Below are 17,297 nucleotides of genomic sequence, written 5' to 3'. Positions count from 1 at the left end.
ATCTTTTGTAAATCAAAAATAGTAGCCGATAGGTTAAAGTAGTCCTGCTGTTTGCTGTAGCTCCGATAGAAAAAATCGGAGGCTGTCGCGTCCATCAGGTTTATAAAATCTGCTAGTGCCTGTAGGGAAACTGAGCAAATTGCCTAACTTAACGTATAAATTTTTCAATAGATGAGAGTTGTATTAACCACTGTATTGTTAACAATAAGCAGTTATGCCTTTAGCCAGAAAGCGTTTGAATTTGCCTATTATTATGGCAAAACCAAAAATTTTGAGATTAAATTATCCTTAGCTAACGGTTACATTTTAGGCAGCGAAATTATCAAAACCGACATCAAAACAGGAAAGAAGGTAAAGTATCTCCCGAATGAAATTCCAAGTAAAAATGGTCACAGCCTTGTGTTTTTGCCAGACAGTAATGACAAAACCGTTAGAATAAGAAAGCGTGATAATATTATCCTTCACAAGATAAAAGAGGCCTATGAAAGTCTGCCTGGTAAAATTAATGGGATTTATGGCATTGATTTAAAAACATACAGCTTTAAACTACATCGCCAATCCGCTAATCACTAACTTTTAGTTTATTTAAAAAATCGACAATCTTTTTATCGGCATAATTAGCAATTCCTTCATGCCTAAATGATAACCTTCCTTGTTTATCGAAAATAACAGTTGTAGGTAGAGCACCTGAAAAAATTTGATCGGGAATGCTACTCGTCACCTTAAATACAGGCATTTGATACTTCCGGTTCGCCATAAATTTTACCGACTTTTCTAGATCGCCATCTGCATCGGCAAAAATAAATACTACATTTTTATCATCCTTAAACTGGGTATATAATTTATTAATTGAGGGCATTTCTGCCCGGCAGGGTGGACACCAGGTGGCCCAAAAATTCAGGAAGATTACTTTACCTTTTAACGCTCCTAAATCGACATTTTTTCCGTTGATATCCTGAAACCTGATTCCGCCCAAATCCATTGCTGTTTTACTGGGCTGATTGACAGAAGGTGAATAAAGTCCAATTTCCATCAGGCCTCTGATCAACAAAGCTTTTGCATCGGGTACAAAAACAATAATCAAAAGAAGAGCAACGAAAAGGGCATTGAATATGTTTTTTCTTATAAATTTCATTCTCTTTTAATTTTCGTCATTGCAAGCACGAAGCGATCTCTCCAGCCAGATTGCTTCGTGCCACGCAATGACGATATCTTATAACTTCAATCCCAACCTAAATTTTCTGGCGGTATCTTGTGCGATATCATAACCCGCGTCAGCATGGCGGATTACGCCCAAAGCCGGGTCGTTATGTAAAACTCTTTTTAATCTGGCTTCGGCTTCAGCGGTTCCATCGGCAACAATTACCATACCTGCGTGAATGGAATAGCCGATACCCACACCGCCGCCATGATGTAATGATACCCAGCTTGCTCCGCCGGCGGTATTCATCAACGCATTTAAAACAGGCCAATCCGCCACCGCGTCTGAGCCATCGAGCATCGCTTCAGTTTCCCGGTTTGGTGAAGCTACCGAGCCTGTATCCAAATGATCGCGTCCAATTACAATAGGTGCTTTAACTTTACCCTCAGCAACCAGTTTATTAAAAGCTACGCCTGCTTTTTCGCGTTCTCCCTGGCCCAGCCAACAGATCCGGGCTGGTAAACCCTGAAATGCTATTCGCTCTTGAGCCATTTTAATCCAGCGTTGCAAGCTTTCGTTTTCCGGAAATAGTTCTAAAATCAGCTTATCCGTTTCAAAAATATCCTGAGGGTCGCCACTCAAAGCTGCCCACCTGAATGGACCTTTACCCTCGCAAAATAACGGACGGATATAAGCAGGGACAAAACCAGGGAAATCAAAAGCATTTTCTACACCAGCCTCTACAGCTCTTCCTCGTAAATTATTGCCATAGTCGAATGTAATGGCACCACGTTTTTGTAATTCAAGCATTTGCTTCACATGCTTTGCCATGGTGGCGTACGATTGTTTTATATACTCTTCGGCGTTATGCTGCCTTAATTCGGCGGCTTCGGCTACAGTCAATCCTTCAGGGAAATAACCAATTAACGGATCGTGAGCAGACGTTTGATCAGTTAACGTATCGGGAACAATATTTCGCTCGATTAATCTTTGCAATAGCTCAACAGCATTGCAAACCACACCAATAGAGATCGCTTTGCCTTCATTTTTGTAAGTTACAGCTTGGTCTATTGCTTCATCAATATCATAACTGATTTCATCAATGTAGCGGGTTTCCAGGCGTTTTTTGATGCGCCATTCTTCCACTTCTGCAGCTAAACAGACACCTTCATTCATGGTAATGGCCAAAGGCTGCGCACCACCCATTCCGCCTAAACCAGCGGTAACGTTTAATTTTCCTTTTAAACTTGACCCGAAATGCTTTTTTGCCAGGGCTGCATAGGTTTCATAAGTACCTTGTACAATACCTTGCGAACCAATGTAAATCCAGGAGCCGGCAGTCATCTGACCATACATCATTAGTCCTTTATCTTCTAATTCATTAAAATGTTTTTGCGTTGCCCATCTGGGAACCAACTGCGAATTGGAGATTAAAACCCTTGGTGCGTCAGCATGAGTAGGTAAAACAGCAACTGGCTTTCCTGATTGGATCAATAAGGTTTCATCATTTTCCAAATCTCTCAAAGCTTTTATAATCAAACTTAATGATGCTTTATTTCTAGCCGCTTTCCCTCGTCCGCCGTAAACAATTAAATCTTCAGGGCGTTCTGCTACTTCAGGATCAAGATTATTTAAAAGCATGCGTAATGCCGCTTCCTGAATCCATCCTTTGCAATTTAATTCAGTTCCGTTTGGGGTTTGTTTTTGGCTTAAGTTTAAACCATTGGTTAGATTTTGGCTCATAGATAAAAGCAATGTTACTTTCCAAAGATATAGAATTGAACAACATTTGCTACTTTTGACACATTGAAAAAGCATAGGCAAAACATCAGAAAATATTTATCGGCATTTATGCTGATTGTGTTTGCTATTGCCTTAACACCCTGGAGTGTGCTTCATCACCACCAGGAAATACCAATACCCAAAAAAGAAATTCACTGCCATCACGTTAGTCACGTACAGTCGCATGGCGATACCTGTTTAATCTGTAGTGCAAGTTTTGAAAAAGACTATGTGCAGGTTCATCACATTTATAGAATATTTCTTTCTGCCAAACTCATCAGCCCAAAGCAAACCATCTTAAAAAGTTCTTATGTTGAGCTTTTAAGCACTGGTTTGCGTGGTCCTCCTATGGTTTAGTTTTTTCAAACTTATTGTCCGTTTACCGGAAAACCAATTATTTTATTTGTCAGATCTGAAACAAGGCTTGTAAGCTTCTGTTTTGGCGTTCGACATCATTTCTATTCATTATAAATCATGAAAAAATTACAGCTTATTGGCTTAGTAATTCTATATACATTATTGAGCAGCACGGCTTTTGCATCTGCTTTGAAAGATATTAAAGGTAAAGTTACTGATGCGAGTAACAGCCAGACTTTGCCTGGTGCAAGCATTTACATTCCCGATTTAAAAGTTTCTGCTGTAACCAATAACGACGGAGAATTTACCCTAAACAATCTTCCTGCAAAAGGAAGTTACCTGGTGGAAGTACATTACATTGGTTATAAAACAGCAACAAAAATCGTTAACTTTTCAAGCACAGTAACGCTGGATTTTGCCTTGCAGCCTACAGCCATTGAAACTAAAGAAATTGTAATTACAGGCAGTTTAATCAGCAGTACCAGCAAGCGAAACAGCGCTTCATCTGCAGTGGTTGGGAAAGATCAATTGTTGCAACCTTCTACCAATTTGATTGATGCATTGACGAGGGTGCCTGGCGTTTCCCAAATTACAACAGGACCGTCCATTTCAAAACCAGTCATTCGCGGCTTGGGTTATAACCGAATTGTAACTTTAGATGATGGAATTAAACAACAGGGACAGCAATGGGGCGATGAACATGGGATAGAAATTGATCAGTTTAAATCAGATCGGATTGAGATTCTACGTGGCGCTGCCTCATTAATGTATGGTTCTGATGCTTTGGGTGGAGTAATTAACATTCTGGAGCCGAGCACTGCTCCCGAAGGGCAGGTAAAAGGGGAGTTTATTACCAATTACGCTACCAACAATGGCTTAACAGCAAATTCTTTGATGTTGAATGGAAATCAAAACGGTTTTGTATGGAGAGCCCGCGGTACCTATAAAAATGCTCATTCATTTAAAACACCTACAGGTTACTTTCCAAATTCGGGCTTTAATGAAACTGATTTGAGTGGAATGATTGGCTTGAACAAAAGCTGGGGTTATACTCATTTGAACGTGTCGAGTTTCCGTAACAATATTGGGTTTTACGAACCTGCTTTAGATGATAATGGAAATTTCCTTAAAGAAAGCGGTGAAGCATTTCTTAAACAGGATTTCAAAAATCGTGAACTGGATTTTCCACGTCAGGATATTCGCCATTTCAAAATTGCCCTGAATAACAACTTTATTTTGGGCAATGGCAATTTAAAAGCTGATTTTGGATACCAGCAGAACCAGCGCAGGGAGCTCGAAGAAAGTACAGAACCGGCTTTGTTCTTTGATCTTAAAACGTACACTGCTGATTTAAAATATTATATCCATGAAATCAATGGCTGGCAGCCTGTTTTTGGATTAAGTGCCGATGCAGGCAATAGTGAGAATAAAGCAGATGATGAGTTTTTAATTCCAGACTACAATACTTATGGAATCGGTGTTTTTGCCTTTGCAAAAAAGAACTGGGAAAACAGTACGTTTAGCATAGGAGCCCGTTACGATTATCGTAAAAATGATGGGAAACAACTTATTAAAGATGGTGAAGAGATTTTTGCACCCTTCCAAAACAAGTTTTCAAACGTAAGTGGTGCACTGGGTTTTACTCATCAGTTTAATGAAGAATGGAACTTTAAAGCCAATGCAGGTTCTGCATTTCGTGCGCCTAATCCGGCAGAATTGGCTTCCAATGGAGTACATGAGGGAACGTTCAGGTATGAAATTGGCAATTCGGGTTTGAGCCCGGAAAGGAGTTACCAGGTTGATGCTGCTTTAGAATACGAAGGTAAAGTGGTAAGCGCAAGTGCAAGTATCTACAATAACTATGTGCACAATTTTATTTATGCTTCAAACAATGGAGAAATCATCAACGCTGAGGGTGACGATTATCCGGTTTACCGTTATGGCCAGGTAAACGCTAACCTTTATGGAGCTGAAGCTACTTTAACCATCCATCCGGTTCCTTTTATTCACTTCGAAAATACTTTTGGGTATGTTCATGCGCAAAACACCTCATTAAATAAGCCTCTAGCATTCATTCCAGCGGGAACCTTGCGCAACGAATTGCGTTTCGAACCAAAACTTAAAGGAACAAACGATGCCTATTTATCAGTCGGAATAAATTCGGCCTTTAAGCAAAACCGGGTTGATGACGTTTTTGAAACACCAACTAGCGGATATACTTTGCTAAATGCTGGTATTGGTGCAACTTTTAACTTAGGCAAACAGCCGGTGAAGTTATCTGTTTCGGCAAACAACGTATTAAACCAGAAATATTATGATGCTTTAAGCAGGTATAAGCCTGGTCGTTTGGATTACGAAAATCCAAATTTTGGAATTTATAATGTTGGAAGAAATATCACTTTCGGCTTATATGTTCCCTTTACTCTTGTGAAATAACGAGGAAAATCCCCCTATCTACAAAAAGCCTCCTGGAAATTATTTTCAGGAGGCTTTTTGTTTAAATGATAAATCTATTTTTTAAAAGTTTCTCTTTTTGCCCTTACATACTGATTAGGCCATTCGATATCATCGCCTAAAATTTGAGCGGCATGTGTAGGGAAATAGGCATCGCGTAACGATTCGCGGGCGATGAAGATTAAATCTGCTTTATCTTCCTGCAAAATATCTTCGGCCTGTTGCGCATCAACGATTACGCCAACTGCTCCTGTGTAAATACCAATTTCATTTCTGATTTTATCAGCGAAAGGAACCTGATAATTGGGACCGGCAGGAATAAAGGCATCCGGTACATTTCCACCCGAGGAGGTATCAATTAAATCAACGCCTCTATCTTTTAAAACCGCCGCCAACTGAAGGGAATCATTTTCATTCCAGCCATCTGCTGTCCAGTCTGTTGCAGAAATACGCACAAAAACAGGTAAGTTTTCTGGCCAAACCGATTGAACGGCTTCCACAACGTCAATTACCAAACGAATGCGGTTTTCGAAACTGCCACCATAAACATCGCTGCGAGTGTTACTGAGCGGACTAAAAAACTCGTGTAATAAATAACCATGAGCAGCGTGCACTTCGATCACTTTATAGCCAGCATCTAAAGCTCGTTTTGCAGCAGCTCTGAAAGCAAAAACAATATCCTGAATCTCCGATATACTCAATTCATGAGGTGCAACCTGTTCTTTTTTAAAAGGTATAGGCGATGGGCCAACGGTTTGCCAGCTATTTTCGCCTTCGGTGAGCTGTTCTCCGCCATTCCATGGCAGGTCGCAACTTGCTTTTCTGCCAGCATGCGCCAATTGAATACCAGCAATTGCACCATTTTCGTGAATAAAAGAAACAATCTGCTTCAACTTTTCTACATGCTCATCTTTCCAGATGCCCAAGTCGGCATGTGTAATTCTGCCTTCCGGAACTACTGCTGTAGCTTCCTGAATAATCAAAGCGGCACCACCAACGGCTCTGCTGCCTAAATGAACCAAATGCCAATCGTTGGCAAAGCCATCAATAGCTGAGTATTGGCACATTGGAGAAATAACGATTCTATTTTTTAGGGTTACATCCTTTATGGTAAAAGGAGAAAATAATTTTGACATATATTTTTGTTTAACTACAAAGGCAATTCAGTACTTTTTTGAAAAGTAGTGTCTTAGCTATTATTTGGAGATTAAAAACCAGCGTTCTTTAGTTCTGTGTTGATGAATTGAATTTCATCAGCACTTAATTTTACATTTATTGCTTCGGCATTTTGGATGGCTTGTTTTTCATTTCTCGCCCCAACCAAAGCAATTGTAATTCCTGGCCGTTCGATGGTCCAGCGTAAAACCAATTGGGATAAGGTTGCATTTTTCTCTTCAGCCAAAGGCTCAAGTTTGGCTAAAAACGCATTGGTTTTCTGAATACTTTCCGGAGTAAAGAATTTATTTCCCTGGCGATGATCACCTTCTTCGAATTTATAGTCGGCAGTCATTTTACCGGTCAACAAACCTCTTTCCATCGGGCTGTATGCTAAAACCGATTTGTTGTGTTCAAGGCAAAAAGGAATTATTTCCTCTTCAACAGCCCGATTAACCATGCTAAAAGGAATCTGATTGGAAATAATCTCCAAAGTATGATCAGCTTCTTTCAACTGTGCCACATCATAATTGCAAACTCCAGCGTACCGCACCTTCCCTTGCTCAATCAATCGGCTAACTGCTTCGAAAGTTTCAATAATTGGAGTAGTCACATCCGGCCAGTGTATCTGATATAAGTCGATATAATCTGTTCCTAACCGCTTCAAAGATTGTTCACACTCGAAAATTACACTTTCCTTTCCGGCATACTTATAAACATCAATGTTTTTACCATCATTGTTTTTGGTTTGCATAGCCAACTTCCCTTTTTCTAAATCCCAGCGCATGCCAAATTTGGTTACCAGCTGGATTTTGTCTCTTGCAATTCCTTTAACTGCTTCGCCAACAATTTCTTCACTATCTCCTTGTCCATAAATTGGAGCAGTATCGATGGAAGTTACCCCTAAGTCGTAACCCGCCTGAATAGCTTTAATGGCATCGTTTCGATCTGTGCTACCCCACATCCATCCACCTGCCGCCCAGGCGCCGAAAGTAATTGCTGAAAGTTCTAAATCAGAGTTTCCTATTTTTCTGTATTCCATATTATTTTTTAATGATTTGATCAACCGCATAGGTATTATGCGGTAAATAAGCTAATAACACGGATAAAAATGCCACATGAATTAACTGAGATGGTAAGGCTTCCCAATTTTCGATCATTGTTGTTCCAAAAATTAGAGCTAAAGAAACAAGGCCTGCAAGCAATAACCCTTGTCGGGTAAACAGGCCGATGATGATCAATAGACCTGCAATGAATTCAGCAAAAGGTAAAATATAGCTAAAGGGAACTACTAAAAATTCTGGTAGTAATGATTTGGAAAACTGGCTAACCATCCAATTGCTAAAGCCGGCAAGTTTTGGTAAACGCACCAGGCCGTGTCCGAAAAAACTTAAGCCAATTGCTAACCGACTAATTAAGTAAGCCCAGTTTTTATCCATTATTTATCGTGTTTACACAAACATACAATCCAAATGTTAAGGATGTTTTAATGCAACGGATATTAAACTCAAGTTTTACAAAGGCGTTATAAAAAAAAATGTACTAAAAATTTGGATGTAAAGAAATAACTCATACTTTAGTGTATTATTTAACTAATACAGTAAACATGATTCAAATTAACAATCTTAATTTTGGTTACAGTAAGCATAAGCCATTGTTTAAAAATATGAGTTTGCAATTAAATGCCGGACATATATATGGTTTGCTCGGTAAAAACGGAGCGGGTAAATCCAGTTTGCTTAAAAATTTGGCTGGTTTGGTATATGCGCAAAGCGGAAAAGTAAATGTATTGGGTTTCGATCCGAAAAAGCGTCAGCCGGCATTGTTGGAACAAATTTGTTTCATCCCGGAAGAATTTTATTTGCCTGCCGTTAAAATTGATGCTTACCTCAAAGCCAATGCACCTTTCTATAAAAAATTTAATCATAACTACTTTGCCGAGCTATTAAAGGAATTTGATATTCCGGTTTCGCAAAAATTAATTGATATGAGTTATGGCCAGAAGAAAAAGATCATTATCGCTTTTGGTTTGGCTACCCAGGCGAAGCTGATTATTATGGATGAACCTACAAATGGATTGGATATTCCTTCAAAGGCACAATTCAGGAAAATTATGGCTTCTGCCTTAACCGATGATTGTTGCATCATTATCTCCACGCATCAGGTTAGGGATTTAGATAATTTAATTGACACCGTAATTATGCTGGATGAAAATGATATTGCTTTAAAAGCATCCGTTGAAGAAATTACCGAAAAACTCACTTTTAAAAAAGTGAAAGAAATAGATGCCAGTATTATTTATGCCGAGCAATCACTTTCCGGCTACAATGCCGTATTGCCAAACTATCATCAAGAAGAGAGCAAACTGGATATAGAATTACTCTTCAATGCCATTTTAACTGAGAAAACAAAATTTAAACCTTTATTTGATTAAGCCATGAACAACACATTTAATATTAATCGATTTGGCTTATTGCTCAAAAGACAATGGCTGGATTTTGGGAAAGTTTATTTAGGAACGCTGGTTGTACTCACTGGAATTCTGATCATTTGTTATTGGTTTTTAATGCCCTCAACAGACAGAATTTACTTTTCTGATAAAAACAGGCCTGACCTACAATTCAGATATCTTCTGTTTATGTTTTTAGGATTCTTTTTCACCAGCATCATTGCAAGCAATTATTTTAATAATCTTGGACAAAAAGCAAATTCGATTTTAGAGCTGATGACACCTGCGTCTACTTTCGAAAAATTTTTGACGGCTATTTTTTATACCTCAATAGTTAGTGTTTGCAGTTTTTTACTGGTTTTTTATCTGGTCGATTTAGCATTTGTTACCTTATTAAACGCCAGTTTAAATCCGGAACAGACTGCGGCTATACACAGCGGGCAAGCGAAGCCAGCTCAAAGCATGCTTTCGGAAATTTTGAGAGACCAAACCGCTCTTCGCTATTTTGGATACAACCTGATTTCACCCTTCACTGTTACCAGCATATTTTTACTTGGATCAATCTATTTTAAACGATTTCATTATATCAAAACGGCTATAGTAGTGATATTATTCACAGTTTTGTGGGTATCACTAACCTTTTATTTCATGAATTTAATGATCGCTGATACGGTGTGGATTGGTAATCAATACTGGCATAATGATAGCCATATTTTTTTAATTTTCAGCCTGGTTGCACTGGTAGTTACAATTGCATTCTGGATTACAACATACATTCGATTAAAAGAGAAGGAGGTTTAGATGGATTTTAGTAATAACAAAGCTATTTATTTGCAAATAGCAGAATATGTGTGTGAACACATTCTTCTGGGGAAATGGAAACCTCAGGATAAAATACCATCGGTACGGGAGTTGGCAGTAGATATGGAGGTGAACCCAAATACAGTGATGCGTACTTATGAACTTTTACAAAAGCAAAACATCATCACCAACAAAAGAGGAATTGGTTTTTTCTTAGCTGAAGATGCCATTGCAAACGTAAATATTTATCGTAAAACTACTTTTATCGAAGATGAATTGCCACAGCTATTTAGAAACATGTATTTGTTAGAAATAGATTTTGAGGAATTGAAAAACAGATATCAAACATTTGTAACAGAAAATTTTAACGCCTAGAAAATGAAAACAAGTAATAAAATTCTAATTGGTATGGCTGCTACTTTACTGATTGTGCCACTAACCATAATGATTTTGGTTGCCAAAACAAACAGAATAACTACGCAACAATACAATCAAATTATTTTAGGAGAGGAAGATTTAGATAAAGAGGGTAGCAGGTATGTGAAGAAATATGATACCGAACCTTTTGATAAAATCTCCATCCACGGAACTGATTTTGTTAGTTTAAAAATTAAAGTATTTAAGAGCAATAAGTTTGCGGTTAAAATCACTAAAGATCTTTCAGAAGAAGTTTTAAGTTTCAAAAACGTCAATCAGCAAATCGAAATAAAACTCCCTTCTGCTAAAATATATGGAGGTGGCACCATTATCGTATTTGCTCCAAACTTAACCCAGATTAAAATTGATGATGTTAACCTCAATCAGTTATTTGTGAAAGATGGTGACAGCTTAACTTTGGACTTAGGTAAAAATGCGAGTTTTAGCATTTCAGAAGGTACAAAAATTAAACACTTATCCATCACCAACAAAAATTTGAAGGCCCTTAATGAATATTGGATCGATAATAATATTTACAGTTCAGGCATCACAAAACTTGATGTTAGCCTGAACAGGTCGACGCTAAATATTTATAATTCGGCGATCAGCACGTTAGACTTAGATGTTAATACTACGAAGGTTAAAGTAAGCAATGAGCAAGGTAAAACGCATGACGCGATAGAAAATTTGGTGCTTAAAACGACTGGAGAATGCAACGTAAATTTTGAGAATATCAAAATTAACAATGCAGAAGGGGATATCTCTAATTCAACTTCCATTCAGGTGCCAATTGCTAACCTGAAGCAAATGTTGCAGAAGTAAAATCTAAATTTTAACATGATGAAACTATTCATAATCAATGCCTTACTCATTTTGGCTTCCTTCTCCGCTAACGCTCAGAGCCTATCTGCCAAGCTAAAACAAGCCTTTAAAACAGATGATGTAAGCTTGTTTAATTTAGCGCTTAAAGAAGACAAAATCGTGATAGATTCCTGTTTACTGCTTGAACAGAAGCCGTATTCCTTATTTGCGATCAGCATCAGAAGCAAGTCAATTAAGGTTTTACAGGATTTAATATCAACTAAAGCAGATGTAAATAAAATCTGCGACGATAAAAGCCCATTGATGTATGCCGCGAAATATGGTGAATTAGAAGCCGCCAAGGTTTTAGTCAAGGCTGGCGCAGATATTGGGTTGAAAAATCGGGAAGGAAAAACTGCTCTTGATTACGCCCGAAAATACGAGAAGAAGGAGTTGATCGACTATCTCATGAAATAATCCTGCGAAGCTTCCGCTTAGGAAGCTTCGCTTTTAGTGTTGTTGTATAAATTGTACTGATTTTCTAATATCCTCTGCTAGTATTCGATCTGCATTATTAAAACTTACTACCGTTCTGTACGCAGAAAAGAGTGCCTCAATTTTCGGAGAAGATTTTAAAGGCTTTCGAAAGTCTAACGCCTGGGCAGCAGTAAGCAGTTCGATGGCCAAAATATTTTCGAGGTTATTTACCACCCGCAAACATTTCGTTGCACCATTGGCGCCCATGCTTACATGATCTTCCTGGCCGTTGCTGCTTACAATGCTATCAACAGATGATGGTGTGCAAAACTGTTTGTTTTCGCTTACAATTGATGCAGCGGTATATTGTGCGATCATTAAGCCCGAATTTAACCCTGCATCTTTAATTAAAAACGGTGGCAGATTTCTCTGACCTGAAATAAGTTGAAACACTCGCCTTTCGGAAATAGAGCCTAATTCTGCCAAAGCGATACATAAAAAATCAAGACTTAAAGCCAAAGGCTGTCCATGAAAATTTCCTGCAGAAATGATCCGGTCATCCTCAGGAAAAACGTTTGGATTATCTGTTACGGAATTGATTTCCGTTTCAAATACGTTTCTTACATATGCTATGGCATCTTTACTTGCTCCATGCACCTGCGGTACACAGCGAAACGAATACGGATCTTGAGTCTGTTTTCCGCTGCGGTGAATTATTTCACTACCATGTAATAAATCTTTAATCTTTTTTGCAGTTTCCAACTGCCCCTTATGCGGCCTGATTTGATGACTTAAATGATCAAATGGATCAATTCTACAATCAAAAGCATCAATAGACATAGCGGCAAGCTGATCGGCCCAATCACTTAAATTTTCAGCTTTCAGCAAAATATGAATACCATAAGCGCTCATAAATTGAGTGCCATTGATTAAAGCCAATCCTTCTTTAGATTGAAGTGATAAGGGCTGCCAGTTTAACTGTTCATAAAGTTTAGCGGTGTTAAGCCTTTGCCCTTTATAAGTTATTTCGCCTTCGCCAATTAACGGAAGTGCCAGGTGTGCCAGTGGTGCTAAATCGCCTGATGCACCGAGCGACCCCTGTGTGTAAACGACAGGCAAAATATCGTGGTTGTAAAAGTCAACTAGGCGTTGTGCAGTAGTGAGTGCAATGGCAGAATAACCGTAACTCAAAGATTGGATTTTTAAAAGCAACATTAACTTTACAATCTCTTGTGGTACCATTGTTCCGGTACCGCAGGCATGAGAAAGCAATAAATTGTGTTGTAGTTTGGTTAAGTTCTCTTCCTCAATTTTTACATTTTGTAGATATCCAAAACCGGTGTTAATTCCATAGATTGGGTCTTCATGGCGTTTTAGCTTGTTGTCAAGGTAGTTTCTGCATTTTTGAATGCGCTCAACAGATTCCTGGCTTAATGCGATTGGCTTGTTTTTCAGAATAATTTCTTTTAAAACATTTAATGTTAGCGGCTGTTCGCTAATATAAAAAACAGGCATATTTAAATTATTTGGTTGCTCAAAAGTATAAATAAGTATTAAATTAGGCCGATTCGCTTTTTATCATCGCATAAAATATTTTACTCATGAAGAAAATTTTCGTTGTACTTGCACTTACCATATTTATTTTAACTACATCAAGAGCACAAAGAATAGATACGCTTTCTATCACTCTAGAAAACGTGAAATATCCATACCCCGTAAAATTTTTGCCGCTGAGCACTGAAGGTCAGGATATAAAAATGGCCTATATGGATGTGGCGCCAACAATAGCGGCTAATGGTAAAACAGCGATTTTATTTCATGGTAAAAACTTTGGCGGTTACTATTGGGGTAATGTAATCAAAGCATTAACAGCTATTGGTTATCGTGTAATCGTTCCCGATCAAATTGGTTTTGGCAAATCATCTAAACCTTTTATTCATTATAGTTTCCACCAGCTGGCGGCCTGGAACAAAAAATTACTTGATACCCTGGGTATTCAGAAAACGGTGGTACTTGGCCATAGCATGGGCGGCATGTTGGCCACGCGTTTTGCTTTACTTTATCCTAATACAACTGAAAAGCTGTTACTCGAAAACCCTATTGGGTTAGAGGATTATAAAACATTTGTACCTTATGTAAATACCCTACAGCAAAATCAAACCGAGTTAAAAACAACGGCAGAAAGCGTTCGAAAATATTATCAAACCTCGTATTTTACTTATTGGAAACCAGAATATGAATATTTGGTCAATATTGCCGGAGGGGTTACATTCAGTGCAGATTATCCACGTTGGGCAAAGGTTGCTGCCATGACATTTACGATGATTTACGAGCAGCCTGTGGTTTATGAATTTCAAAATCTGAAAGTGCCAACGGTTTTATTTGTTGGAAAAGAAGATAAAACAATTGTTGGCAAGGGGCTTTTAACGCCTGATCAGCAAGTGCTACATGGGCAGTATAGATTTTTAGGCAAGCAAACTGCAGCAAAAATTCCAGGCGCAAAAATTATAGAGTTCGAAGCCTGCGGTCATATTCCCCACATCGAAATACCCACTGAATTTTTAGTGGCACTTACAGGAAGTTTATAGCGGAATTTCTTTACCAACAATTTTGTTAATGCCCTGTAACTCAAAATTAATTTTTTGTCCCATTGCAGTCATTGTGCCAGTCATTTCCATTCGCAGATGACTTTTAAGGATTAAGCCACTTTTTAAATCGAGTTCGGCGTCGCCATTGTTGGTTCCTGTTAAATCCGTTTGCATTTTATTGCCCATGGTTTCAAAATCACCTTTAGAGGTTAGTGTTCCTGAAATGTTCAGGTAAGCGATGCCATTTTTTACTTCTTTAAGCGTGTATTTTGTAATCGTTTCGATGGGCATCGTCATTTGCATCTTGGTATCAACAGTCCAGCTATCGCCAACCTTAACAGGTTTTTCCGGATAAACTTTTAGCGACGACTCCATGGTTTGTTTCATGCTTTCAGAATTAAATTGTTTGGCCAATGATGCCTTTACACTATTCATCACAACAGAGTCTTTAGACATTTTAGAAGCCATGCGGGTTAACATGGCATCAATTCCGGTTAATGATTTTATGGAGCCATCTGGTGCCATGACCATTCTGAAAGATGCGCCTTTTATTCCACGGAAAGGATTTTTTTTGGTCGTATCCGAATCATCCGAATCCATGGCCATCGTATTTCCCATAGCCGACGATTTCATAAAAATACGATCGTAAACGACATCAATATCCTTATCCAAGTCACTGCCATTTCTAATATCGAAAGTATAATCAGTTCCGATGGTTTGTGTAAGGTTTATCTTCTGGCCGGAAATTTCCTGATTGATAATTTGATCAGAAGCCATTGAGAAATTATATTTTTTTCCAATCGGTAGATTTTGCTTTAGTACATATGGCTTCTGTGCAAAAGCGCCAAATGAAAGGAATAAAAAAGAGAGAAGAAATATTTTAAATGTTTTCATTTGGGAGATTGGTTTAACTTTTTGGAGATTAATGTGATAATTACTTTCAGCCAGCTGGTTGTTGGGAAAATATTCTTGTTAACTGATGATACAAATCCGGATGTTTATCTTTTAATAAATCTGGTTTTTCAAAGAAATATTCAGAAACGACTGCAAAAAACTCTGCCTGGTTGGTAATGGCATAGGGGTTAATATCTGACTTGTTATCCTCAATTTTCTGCATTTCCTCGTGCATCATTTTTATCCATGGCAAAGTATATTCGTGAGCCATTAAATTTTCCGGTACACCATCGGTAGCGCCATCAGATTTATCTAGAAGATGCACAAATTCGTGTATTGCTGTATTTTCTTTTCCAGCACTTTTAGAAAAGCCGTGTCGCAAAGCCGAGCGAGATAAAATCATTTGTCCGTTCATGTAACCACTCCCTACCATGCCCATAATTTGCCTTTCCCCACCTTCAAACTGAAAATCTTTATTAAAGGTGTCTGGATATAACAACACTGTGCTGAGGTTTTTATATTGCCAATCTGTGAAACCGAAAATTGGAATTACAGCACTCGAAGCGATCAGGAGCTCATCTAATGTGGTCATCTCTAATCCCACAGGTTCAATTTTAACAGTAGCAAAAAATGTGGCTACCTTTTCTTCAAACCTTAATTTATCAGTTGAATCTAAATTGTGGTAATAAGCTACATAATCATCCAGAATCTTTTTATCGGTATCAGTTAGAGGATCAATTTTTGGCTTCTTTTTTTTAAGGATCAGATAAAGGGCAATTATACATATAGGAATAAGGTACGCAAAGGGCAGTGAATTCATATTTGGTTTATTGATGTCAGATTTAGTTGGTTTTGCAGAACAGAGACGACTTGGAAGGGTGAATTGGCTTTGAGTGCAAGCAATAGCCACAATCAAAGCCAACTTACGCTGGTTTAACTTTCCAAAATTTCCAACTGGGTAATAATGTCTTCTCTGGTAACCGGATAGGGTTTTTCATGGGTTAAGGCCAGGTATGCGGCATCAAATAATGGTAAATAACTTCCCAGTTCCGAAGGAATTACTTCTTTTGTTTTATTTCCCTCAGCATCAATTGTAGTTAATATGCCTTCATTTCCCTTGAGTTCTACTCCGTAGCCCTCATCGTTAAGTTTCATGCCGGCAAGCAATTGTTCTTCCTGAATATCGGCCCGTTGTTTGACGAAACTTCCATTTACGCCATGTAAAACAAATGCCGCCTGCGGATTAACAACCAACATACTGGAAGTAACAAAAACAAAAATACTATCAGGATAAGTGAGCTGGATGCTAAAGTAATCATCAACAGCTGTGCCCACTCTGTTTTTACCCAGAATTTTATGATAATTTAACGGTTTTCCGAAAATGCTGATTACCTGGTCTAAAAGGTGTGGACCTAAATCGTAAATTAAGCCGCTTGCCTCGATGGCTTGTTCTTTAAATGCTTTAGGGCCAATAACATTCCTGTAGCGATCATAACGCAAATGCATCTCATTCAGCTTTCCAAGCTTTCCACTTGCCAAAACTTTTTTAACTGATGTAAAGTCGCTATCCCAACGGCGGTTTTGATAAAATATGATTTGTTTATTAACCTCATCGGCCAGTTTAAACAACTCTTTAGCCTGTGCAGACGTAGCTGTAAATGGTTTTTCAACCAGAATATTTTTTCCCTTTTGTAGCGCCGCTTTCGAATGTTCGTAATGAAGGTTGTTAGGTGTATTCACTATCACTAACTCAATTTCTTCATCGTTTAAGAGCTCATCTACACTATTATAACTTGTTATTTGAGGATAATCATTTATAGCATTTTTTTTGCTGCGCTCCACAACTGCCTTTAATGAAAGTCCTTCATGGGTATCTAAAAACGGGGCATGAAATACTTTTCCCGACATACCGTATGCCAATAAGCCTGCTTTAATTGTTTTTTTTGAATCTGTGCTCATAAAGATAAATGTAGCCAAAAAT

Annotated in this window: 18 protein-coding genes; 9 read left to right on the top strand and 9 right to left on the bottom strand. The window is 38.2% G+C overall.

What is annotated here, in order from left to right; translation table 11 throughout:
• The first annotated feature begins 171 nt into the window (after positions 1-171).
• A complete protein-coding gene (locus EA772_RS04130; protein WP_124911337.1) occupies positions 172-573 on the top strand; it encodes a hypothetical protein in 402 nt (133 codons plus the stop codon).
• On the opposite strand, the gene EA772_RS04125 is transcribed toward EA772_RS04130, so the two are convergent.
• Together EA772_RS04125 and hutU are read right to left on the bottom strand one after the other, a co-directional pair.
• On the bottom strand, positions 563-1,135 hold the full coding sequence (locus EA772_RS04125) for a TlpA disulfide reductase family protein (protein ID WP_124911335.1): 573 nt from the start codon (positions 1,133-1,135) through the stop codon (positions 563-565). The genes EA772_RS04130 and EA772_RS04125 overlap by 11 nt on opposite strands.
• Positions 1,136-1,213: 78 nt before the next feature.
• Positions 1,214-2,884: a urocanate hydratase gene (gene hutU / locus EA772_RS04120; RefSeq protein ID WP_124911333.1), complete on the bottom strand. Its 1,671-nt coding sequence runs from the start codon at positions 2,882-2,884 to the stop codon at positions 1,214-1,216.
• A 63-nt stretch (positions 2,885-2,947) separates the two neighbouring features.
• On the opposite strand from hutU, the gene EA772_RS04115 reads away from it, so the two are divergent.
• Both EA772_RS04115 and EA772_RS04110 read left to right on the top strand, forming a co-directional pair.
• Positions 2,948-3,280: a hypothetical protein gene (locus tag EA772_RS04115; RefSeq protein WP_124911331.1), complete on the top strand. Its 333-nt coding sequence runs from the start codon at positions 2,948-2,950 to the stop codon at positions 3,278-3,280.
• A gap of 117 nt (positions 3,281-3,397) precedes the next feature.
• Positions 3,398-5,716: a TonB-dependent receptor gene (locus EA772_RS04110; protein ID WP_124911329.1), complete on the top strand. Its 2,319-nt coding sequence runs from the start codon at positions 3,398-3,400 to the stop codon at positions 5,714-5,716.
• A 74-nt stretch (positions 5,717-5,790) separates the two neighbouring features.
• Here EA772_RS04110 and namA read toward each other — a convergent pair whose 3' ends face one another.
• The 3 genes from namA to EA772_RS04095 form a co-directional block, all read right to left on the bottom strand.
• On the bottom strand, positions 5,791-6,870 hold the full coding sequence (gene namA, locus EA772_RS04105) for an NADPH dehydrogenase NamA (RefSeq protein WP_116169028.1): 1,080 nt from the start codon (positions 6,868-6,870) through the stop codon (positions 5,791-5,793).
• Between the two features lie 71 nt (positions 6,871-6,941).
• Positions 6,942-7,931, bottom strand: a complete 990-nt coding sequence (locus EA772_RS04100; protein WP_124911327.1) for an aldo/keto reductase — start codon at positions 7,929-7,931, stop codon at positions 6,942-6,944.
• A gap of 1 nt (position 7,932) precedes the next feature.
• Entirely contained in the window at positions 7,933-8,328 is a 396-nt protein-coding gene (locus EA772_RS04095; protein WP_124911325.1) for a DoxX family protein, read from the bottom strand.
• 167 nt (positions 8,329-8,495) lie between these two features.
• On the opposite strand from EA772_RS04095, the gene EA772_RS04090 reads away from it, so the two are divergent.
• The 5 genes from EA772_RS04090 to EA772_RS04070 are packed head-to-tail and all read left to right on the top strand — an operon-like array spanning position 8,496 to position 11,834.
• Entirely contained in the window at positions 8,496-9,323 is an 828-nt protein-coding gene (locus EA772_RS04090) for an ATP-binding cassette domain-containing protein (protein ID WP_116169030.1), read from the top strand.
• A 3-nt stretch (positions 9,324-9,326) separates the two neighbouring features.
• Complete coding sequence (locus EA772_RS04085; protein ID WP_116169031.1) at positions 9,327-10,139, top strand: hypothetical protein; 813 nt, start codon at positions 9,327-9,329, stop codon at positions 10,137-10,139.
• The gene (locus EA772_RS04080) at positions 10,140-10,514 is read left to right on the top strand and encodes a GntR family transcriptional regulator (protein ID WP_124911323.1); all 375 of its coding nucleotides are present in this window, start codon (positions 10,140-10,142) and stop codon (positions 10,512-10,514) included.
• Positions 10,515-10,517: 3 nt separating this feature from the next.
• The gene (locus EA772_RS04075; protein WP_116169033.1) at positions 10,518-11,378 is read left to right on the top strand and encodes a hypothetical protein; all 861 of its coding nucleotides are present in this window, start codon (positions 10,518-10,520) and stop codon (positions 11,376-11,378) included.
• Between the two features lie 15 nt (positions 11,379-11,393).
• Positions 11,394-11,834, top strand: coding sequence for an ankyrin repeat domain-containing protein (locus tag EA772_RS04070; RefSeq protein WP_124911321.1), 441 nt, complete (start codon positions 11,394-11,396; stop codon positions 11,832-11,834).
• 33 nt (positions 11,835-11,867) lie between these two features.
• Here the strand turns inward: EA772_RS04070 and hutH are convergent, their stop codons facing one another.
• Positions 11,868-13,349 carry a histidine ammonia-lyase gene (gene hutH, locus EA772_RS04065; protein WP_124911319.1) on the bottom strand — a complete coding sequence of 494 codons (1,482 nt, stop codon included), beginning with the start codon at positions 13,347-13,349 and terminating at the stop codon, positions 11,868-11,870.
• Between the two features lie 86 nt (positions 13,350-13,435).
• Here hutH and EA772_RS04060 point away from each other — a divergent pair, with 86 nt between their 5' ends.
• Positions 13,436-14,422, top strand: a complete 987-nt coding sequence (locus EA772_RS04060; protein WP_124911317.1) for an alpha/beta fold hydrolase — start codon at positions 13,436-13,438, stop codon at positions 14,420-14,422.
• On the opposite strand, the gene EA772_RS04055 is transcribed toward EA772_RS04060, so the two are convergent.
• The 3 genes from EA772_RS04055 to EA772_RS04045 form a co-directional block, all read right to left on the bottom strand.
• The gene (locus EA772_RS04055; protein ID WP_124911315.1) at positions 14,417-15,316 is read right to left on the bottom strand and encodes a DUF6263 family protein; all 900 of its coding nucleotides are present in this window, start codon (positions 15,314-15,316) and stop codon (positions 14,417-14,419) included. The two genes, EA772_RS04060 and EA772_RS04055, sit on opposite strands and share 6 nt — an antisense overlap.
• A gap of 46 nt (positions 15,317-15,362) precedes the next feature.
• Complete coding sequence (locus EA772_RS04050; RefSeq protein ID WP_246834036.1) at positions 15,363-16,136, bottom strand: zinc-dependent peptidase; 774 nt, start codon at positions 16,134-16,136, stop codon at positions 15,363-15,365.
• Between the two features lie 113 nt (positions 16,137-16,249).
• A complete protein-coding gene (locus EA772_RS04045) occupies positions 16,250-17,275 on the bottom strand; it encodes a Gfo/Idh/MocA family oxidoreductase (RefSeq protein ID WP_124911311.1) in 1,026 nt (341 codons plus the stop codon).
• Positions 17,276-17,297 lie beyond the last annotated feature (22 nt).

The sequence above is a fragment of the Pedobacter sp. G11 genome (assembly GCF_003860265.1).
Taxonomy (GTDB): domain Bacteria; phylum Bacteroidota; class Bacteroidia; order Sphingobacteriales; family Sphingobacteriaceae; genus Pedobacter; species Pedobacter agri.
This window is presented reverse-complemented; position numbering and strand designations above follow the sequence as displayed.